This window comes from uncultured Caballeronia sp., from assembly GCF_964243625.1.
Taxonomy (GTDB): Bacteria; Pseudomonadota; Gammaproteobacteria; order Burkholderiales; family Burkholderiaceae; genus Caballeronia.
The window spans coordinates 1-7,068 of the sequence record NZ_CAXTGZ010000302.1; the positions used below are offsets into that span (position 1 = coordinate 1).

The window sequence follows — 7,068 nt, forward strand, 5'->3', positions numbered from 1 at the left end:
AAACTGGCGCGGCTCCGACGCAAAGTGCAACACGCCCTTCATGCGCATGAGTTGCTGCCCGCGTTCCTGTACAAGCTGATTGATCCATCGATTGAACCGGTCCGGATCGAGCGCGCCGGTCTCGATCAACGCGCATGATTGAATCGACACATCGTGCTCGTGGTCGTGTGCGTTTTCATCGAGTAGATCGGGTTCCAGTTCGAGCAGCGCAGGCAACGAGAAGCGCCGCACGCCGAGCAGCGAATCAGCGGCAACGCGTGAATGACTTGCGGTAGTAATGGATGCAGTCGGATTGAGTGCGCGAATCTGGAGTTTGAGTTGCTGCAACGCGAGTTGATCGATGAGGTCGATCTTGTTGATCACGATCACATCGGCGAATGCGACTTGCTCGCGGACGATTTCATCGTTGAGTTGCTGGCCGAAGTGGTGCCCATCGACCACGGTCACGACTGACTCGAGTTCCACTGCTTCCCGCAAGTCGGGGTCCGCAAGGAAGGTCTGAAGCACCGGCGCGGGGTCGGCAAGCCCGGACGTTTCCACGATCAGTCTTTCGATCCCCGCATGCGATCGTGCAAGGAGTTCTTTCACGCTCGCTACGAGGTCGGCGCGCACGGTGCAACACACGCAGCCGTTATTTATTTCTATCAGCGCCTCTTCTTCGGCGACGATCAATTGACCGTCTATACCGACTTCACCGAACTCGTTCACGACCACGCCAATGCGGCCGCCCGTGTGTTGTTGCATGAGGTGATTGACGAGCGTGGTCTTGCCCGCGCCGAGAAAACCGGAAATCACGGTGACGGGGATTTTGCGTTGCGCCTGGCGCTGGTGCATGGCTGATACCTACGAGGGCTGAGTGAAGTCAGCCTCGTAAAGAGCGAGTATCAGGCCTGTTTTGGACAAGCGGCTTTTGCGAGACGTGCAATGTCTCGAATGCACTTATCTCATGTCTTTATTTGTCAGCGCGGTTCATAACGGACAAAGTCGGTCCGCATGTGCTCGAGTGTGGACACTTCAGAAGTGGTGCGGCAATGCGCATGTGCGCCCGTGTCTGGGGCGCGTTGGTGGCGCGATGCGCCACAACTGAGCGCCAGCGGCATCCATACGGAACCGGTCTTCGCTGACAGGTCTTTCCTGCGGGGATTGCATCAACGACGTGACCTCACGATGCGAAGATCACGACGCGGTATTCCGCGTCTTGCTGTGCTTGCGATGCTTGGGCGCAGACGAATGATGTTTCGTGCTTCCGCCCGATACGGACGATTGTCCTTCGCCGAAGTGATAGGTTTCGGCGAATGCGCGGCTTGAAATGAGGGCGAATGCGCCGAGTGTCGAGACGATGATCACGTGCTTGAGTTTCATGGAGCGGATATCCTGAATTGCGACTGATTTAAAGTGCGTCAGCTTATACCAAACGAATCGAATCCAAAGCCGACGCACCCTCGCAGTTCATCAGTTCCGCAACGGCCGGTCCTGCATGAACCAGGACAATGCAAACGCCAGCACTACAACGGCGCTCGCCACCAGAAACACCACATGCATGGAGCCGGCGAAGGCGTTGAGATAAACCTCGCGCATGGCCGCAGGCAACTGATGCACCATCGCGGGCCCCATCGAACGCGGCAGTTCGGTGTTCGCCGGAAGGGCATTGGCGAGCCGGCTTTGCAAGCCGTTTGAGAAAATCGCGCCGAACGTGGCGACGCCGACTGAACCGCCTATCGACCGGAACAGTGTCGCGCCGGATGTCGCCACGCCGATATGCTTGAACGGCACTGCGTTCTGCACCGCCAGCACGAGCACCTGCATCACCATCCCGAGTCCAAGGCCGAGCAGCAACATGTACAGGTACATGATGTGCAGCGGCGTGGCGAGTTCGAGCCGTGACAACAGGAACATCGCAACCGCCACCAGCGCCGTGCCGCAAATCGGGAACCAGCGGTACTTGCCAATCTTGCTGATGATCCGGCCGCTGATGATGGACGTTGAAAGCACGCCGGCCATCATGGGCAGGATCTGCAAACCGGCTTGCGATGGCGTCGAACCCTTCGCCACCTGCAGATAGAGCGGCAGGAACGTGGTCGCGCCGAACAGCGAAAAGCCAATAATGAACCCGATCATCCCGCTCAATATAAAAGTGCGCTCCTTGAAGAGACCAAGCGGCATAATTGGTTCATCTGCCAGACGTTCTTCGTAGATGAAACCGCCCATCGCGATGACCCCGAGCGCCAGCGTGAACCATAGTTGCGGCGAACTCCAGGGCAGCAATGTGCCTCCCTGACTGGTGAAAAGGATGATGCAAGTGAGCGACGTAGCCAAAAACGCTGCGCCCATGTAATCGATTTTATGCTTCACATGTGTCACATGGGGCTTGAACACCAGCCCGATCACGATCAGCGCCACGACGCCTAACGGCACGTTGATGTAGAAGATCCAGCGCCATGAAAGATGCTCGACGATAAACCCGCCCAGCAAGGGCCCAAGCACGGTAGCGAGGCCGAACACGCCGCCGAACAGGCCCTGGTAGCGGCCGCGTTCCGCGGGCGGGATCACGTCGGCAATGGCGGCCATCGTCACGACCATCAGGCCACCGCCGCCCAGCCCCTGCAGCGCGCGCAGCACGATCAACTGCGTCATGTCCTGCGCGACGCCGCACAGGATCGAACCCGCCAGGAAAATGAGGATGGCGGCCTGGATCACGACCTTGCGGCCGAACAGATCGCCGAACTTGCCGTACAGCGGCACCACGATAGTGGACGTCAGCAAATAGGACGTCACGACCCAGGATAGGCTTTCAAGCCCCCCGAGTTCGCCCACGATGGTCGGAAGTGCTGTCGACACAATTGTCTGGTCGAGCGCGCCGAGCAGCATGACGAGCAGAAGCGCCGTGAACAACATTCGGATGGGCGGCCGCTCTGTTGCGGGAAGCGCAACGGTGGGTTGGAAGGTTTCCATCGAGTGCCTGCAATTAATTAACATTGAAGTTAATATTAGGTCACGTCTCTTCCCGGGTCAATTGCGACTATGACTAAAAATGTAACCGAAGCTTCCCGAAGTAATGTTTCAGCCGACCCCGAAAAGCCCGTGCGCCGGCGCGGGCGCCCGTCGGGCGGGCAAAACGGCGAGCCACGGACGCTTCTGCTCGATGTCGCGTTGTTGCTGTTCGCGCGTCAGGGAATCATGGAAACCACGCTCGGCGCGATCGCGCGCGAGGCAGGAGTCACGCCGGCCATGGTTCATTACTACTTCAAGACGCGAGACCAGTTGCTGGACGTGCTGATCGACGAGCGGTTCGTCCCTTTGCGCACCAAGCTTGGGTCCGCGTTTGCCAACTCGGATGCGGAACCGGCTGAGGCGCTGCGCGCCTTTGTGGAAGGGCTGGTGACGGTGGCCGAGCAAAACCCGTGGTTTGCGACCCTGTGGATTCGCGAAGTGATCAGTGAAGGCGGCTTGCTGCGCCAGCGGATAGCAGAACGTTTCGGCGATGAAAACCAGAAGGCATCGATTGAACGTATCGAAAAATGGCAGAAGGAGGGCAAGCTCAATCCGCACCTTGAGCCGTCCCTGTTGTTCGTCTCGTTGTTCGGGCTCACCTTGTTGCCGCTCGCCGCAAATTACAAATGGGCCGAAGAACGCGGATGGAAGCCGAGACGCGACAACATCGCGCCCCATGCGGTTGCGTTGCTGATGCAGGGGATCGGGCCGATTTGAGGCCGCGGGCTTCTCAAGCCGGCACTGCGCAGGCGCCGAGTCGCTGCCTGCATCGAGCAATCAGGCAATCGTCATCGCCCCAATGTTTGTCGACGCCTGTTGCGACTTTTGCTGAACGTTTGCCGCAAGTAAACCGAAACCCCGCAGTCGATGCGTGCTACCGTTCCGACTTTTTGCAGCCAGGAGACGGCCATGCCGACCGGACGAGTGAAGTGGTTTAGCGATGCAAAGGGTTTTGGTTTCATCACGCCGGACGATGGCAGCGAAGAATTGTTCGCCCATTTCTCCGAGATCAAGACAGAAGGGTTCAAGACGCTGCTGGAGAACCAGAAGGTCAGCTTCGATATCGGCCAGGGGCCGAAGGGCAAGCAGGCGTCGAATATCCTGCCTGCCTGAGTGTTTCGCCACGCCGCCTGACTATTTGGCGTGCGTCTCCGGATGCCGCAGGCGTGAGTGATTGCGACCGTACGAGACGTAGATCACGAGTCCGATCACCAGCCAGACGACAAGCCGCATCCACGTGACGAGCGGCAGACCCGTCATGAGCAACAAGCAGAACAGGATGCCGAGAATCGGCACGACAGGTACGCCCGGCACGCGAAACGGCCGGTTTGCGCCCGAGTCGCTGCGCCGCAGGTAGATCACCGCGCCGCATACGAGCACGAACGCGAACAGCGTCCCGATGCTGACCATCTCGCCCAGCACATTGATCGGCGTAAAGGCCGCGACGACGGCGACTACCGCGCCAATCATCGTCTGGCTCAGGTGCGGCGTCTTCAGCCGCGGGTGAACCCGCGCGAACAGTCCAGGCAGCAGTCCGTCTTGCGACATCGTGAAGAAGATGCGGCTCTGGCCGTAGAGTAAAACGAGGATCACGGTCGTCAGCCCGGTCAGCGCGCCTACCTTGATCAGGATGGAGAACCACGTGAGGCCGATCACGTCGACGCCCTTGGCGATCGGATCGGGCACGTTCAGTTGGCCATAAGGCACGAGACCTGTCAGCACGCCGGCCACGGCGATATACAGGATCGTGCAGATGACGAGCGACCCGAGAATGCCGATAGGCATGTCACGTTGCGGCTTGCGTGCTTCTTGCGCGGCGGTGGAAACGGCGTCGAAGCCAATGAACGCAAAGAACACCACCGCCGAACCGCGCAAGATTCCGCTCATGCCGAAGTTGCCGAACTCGCCGGTGTTGGGCGGAATGAAGGGATGCCAGTTACCGGGATGCACGAAGAAAACGCCGAGCGCGAGAAACGCAACCACCACGAATAACTTGATCGCGACCATCACATTGTTGAGGCGCGCCGATTCCTTGGTGCCCATCACCAGCATCAGCGTGAGTGCCGCAATGATGAACACGGCTGGAAGATTGACCAGGCCGGAAACCGATGTGCCATCGGCGAGCTTGACCATGGTGCCGGGAGCGGCGGCGAAGCGCGGCGGTATCGTCATGCCGAGGTTATGCAGCAAGCTCACGATATACCCCGACCATCCGACCGCGACCGTGGCGGCGCCCATCGCGTATTCGAGTATCAGGTCCCAGCCGATGATCCACGCAAACACTTCTCCGAGCGTGGCATACGTGTAGGTGTAGCTGCTGCCGCAAACGGGCAGCATGGCGGCGAGCTCCGAGTAACATAGTCCGACGAAAGCGCATGCGACACCGCCGAGCACAAACGAAAGAATGATGGCTGGCCCGGCGAACTGAGCGGCGGCGGTGCCTGTCAGCACGAAGATTCCTGCGCCGATGATTGCGCCTATGCCCATTGCAGTGATGCTGAGCGCGCCGAGTGTTTTTGCGAGCGGGCGTTCGCCGCCGTCAGCACTCTTGATGATGTCTTCGACCGACTTGCGCGCCATGTAACTGGTATCAGCCATCAGTGTCGCCTCGCTTACGTTGTTGGATACGAACCCAACCGGCGTGGCCGGTCGATCTGCGAATCACTACGAAAAACGTTTGATGCAAGACGACTCTGTGACCCAGTCTATGCCGAATGAATTTGCTTGTGAAGCTGGAAAATATGCTGCGTTTTTGCGCGGCGCTGCGCGAAACGAGTGGGAAGGGTACGAAGCGGGGCGGTGGACGAATCAGGGACTGCAGCATGCGGCGCGCCGAAAACGGTTTCGGCGCGTCGTTCGATCAATGTACCAACAACGCATCTTCAGTGCTTGCGACGCTCGCGCACCGCTGCGGCGAGCGTCTGCAAAACGGGCTCGGTCTGCGTCCATGCGAGACATGCGTCGGTAATCGATACACCCCGGCGCAACGGCACACCTGGCTTCAGGTCCTGCCGTCCCTCTTCGAGATGACTTTCGATCATCACACCGATGATCCGCTTGTCGCCATCGTTCAATTGACGCGCAATGTCTTCGCCTACTTCAACCTGACGCAGATGTGACTTGCCCGAGTTTGCATGCGAGCAATCGATCATCACCTGCTCACGCAAGCCCACGTCCTTCAACGCGGCGCAGGCCGCAGCCACGCCTTCGCGATCGTAGTTCGGACCTTTCTTGCCGCCGCGCAGGATGACGTGTGCGTCCGCGTTGCCGCGCGTTTCGAAGATGGCGGCCATGCCCATCTTCGTCATGCCCATGAACGCGTGGCTGGCGGCGGCCGCGACGATTGCGTCTGCTGCTATCTGCACGCCGCCGTCGGTGCCGTTCTTGAATCCGATCGGGCAGCTCAGGCCTGATGCCAGTTGCCGATGACTCTGGCTTTCGGTCGTGCGCGCGCCGATTGCGCCCCACGCGATCAGATCCGCAATGTATTGCGGGCTCAGCAGGTCGAGGAATTCCGTGCCGGTGGGCAGCCCCATGTTGCCGATATCGAGCAGCAACTGACGCGCGCGGCGCAGGCCTTCATTGATGCGGAAAGTGCCATCGAGCAAGGGGTCGTTGATGTAACCCTTCCAGCCTACTGTCGTGCGCGGCTTTTCGAAATACACGCGCATGACGATCAGCAAATCGTCGCGTAGTGCGTCGGCGGCGGTTTTCAAAAGTTGCGCATATGCGATCGCCTGATCGTGATCGTGGATGGAGCACGGTCCGACCACGACGACCAGACGGTCATCCCGTCCTTGCAGGATATTGGCGATCTCGACGCGGCTTTGTTCGACCAGCGTCTGCACGGACGGCGTCACGGGCAGGTCGTCTTGCAATAGCGCGGGCGAGATCAGCGGACGGACGGCGCCGATGCGGACATCGTCGATGCGCGTGGTGTCCTGGGTCGCGTCGGCCCGGCCGGCCTCCTGGTCGTGGAATGGGTTGTCGAGGCGGCTCATTGTGGGTTCTCCGAAACTGGGCATAGCCCGCGATTATCGCATTTGTGCCGGTCTCCGCGCGTTCCCAGGCGGGTTA

7 protein-coding genes are annotated in these 7,068 nt (G+C 59.7%); 2 read left to right on the forward strand and 5 right to left on the reverse strand.

The genetic code is table 11. The annotated features are described in order from the left end of the window. The 3 genes from ACFFAR_RS19625 to ACFFAR_RS19635 form a co-directional block, all read right to left on the reverse strand. The coding region (locus tag ACFFAR_RS19625; RefSeq protein ID WP_174363418.1) for a GTP-binding protein at positions 1-834 on the reverse strand (834 nt) is incomplete at its 3' end. Positions 835-1,176: 342 nt separating this feature from the next. After that, on the reverse strand, positions 1,177-1,362 hold the full coding sequence (locus tag ACFFAR_RS19630; protein WP_144022075.1) for a hypothetical protein: 186 nt from the start codon (positions 1,360-1,362) through the stop codon (positions 1,177-1,179). Between the two features lie 90 nt (positions 1,363-1,452). Next, positions 1,453-2,952, reverse strand: a complete 1,500-nt coding sequence (locus ACFFAR_RS19635; protein ID WP_375508306.1) for an MDR family MFS transporter — start codon at positions 2,950-2,952, stop codon at positions 1,453-1,455. Between the two features lie 69 nt (positions 2,953-3,021). Here ACFFAR_RS19635 and ACFFAR_RS19640 point away from each other — a divergent pair, with 69 nt between their 5' ends. Together ACFFAR_RS19640 and ACFFAR_RS19645 are read left to right on the forward strand one after the other, a co-directional pair. Beyond that, complete coding sequence (locus tag ACFFAR_RS19640) at positions 3,022-3,708, forward strand: TetR/AcrR family transcriptional regulator (protein WP_062171526.1); 687 nt, start codon at positions 3,022-3,024, stop codon at positions 3,706-3,708. Positions 3,709-3,900: 192 nt separating this feature from the next. Next, complete coding sequence (locus ACFFAR_RS19645) at positions 3,901-4,104, forward strand: cold-shock protein (protein WP_060818122.1); 204 nt, start codon at positions 3,901-3,903, stop codon at positions 4,102-4,104. 21 nt (positions 4,105-4,125) lie between these two features. Here the strand turns inward: ACFFAR_RS19645 and ACFFAR_RS19650 are convergent, their stop codons facing one another. Both ACFFAR_RS19650 and ACFFAR_RS19655 read right to left on the reverse strand, forming a co-directional pair. Further along, entirely contained in the window at positions 4,126-5,589 is a 1,464-nt protein-coding gene (locus ACFFAR_RS19650) for an amino acid permease (protein ID WP_174363416.1), read from the reverse strand. A 284-nt stretch (positions 5,590-5,873) separates the two neighbouring features. Beyond that, a complete protein-coding gene (locus ACFFAR_RS19655) occupies positions 5,874-6,992 on the reverse strand; it encodes a 3-deoxy-7-phosphoheptulonate synthase (RefSeq protein ID WP_062171524.1) in 1,119 nt (372 codons plus the stop codon). Between the last annotated feature and the right edge of the window lie 76 nt (positions 6,993-7,068).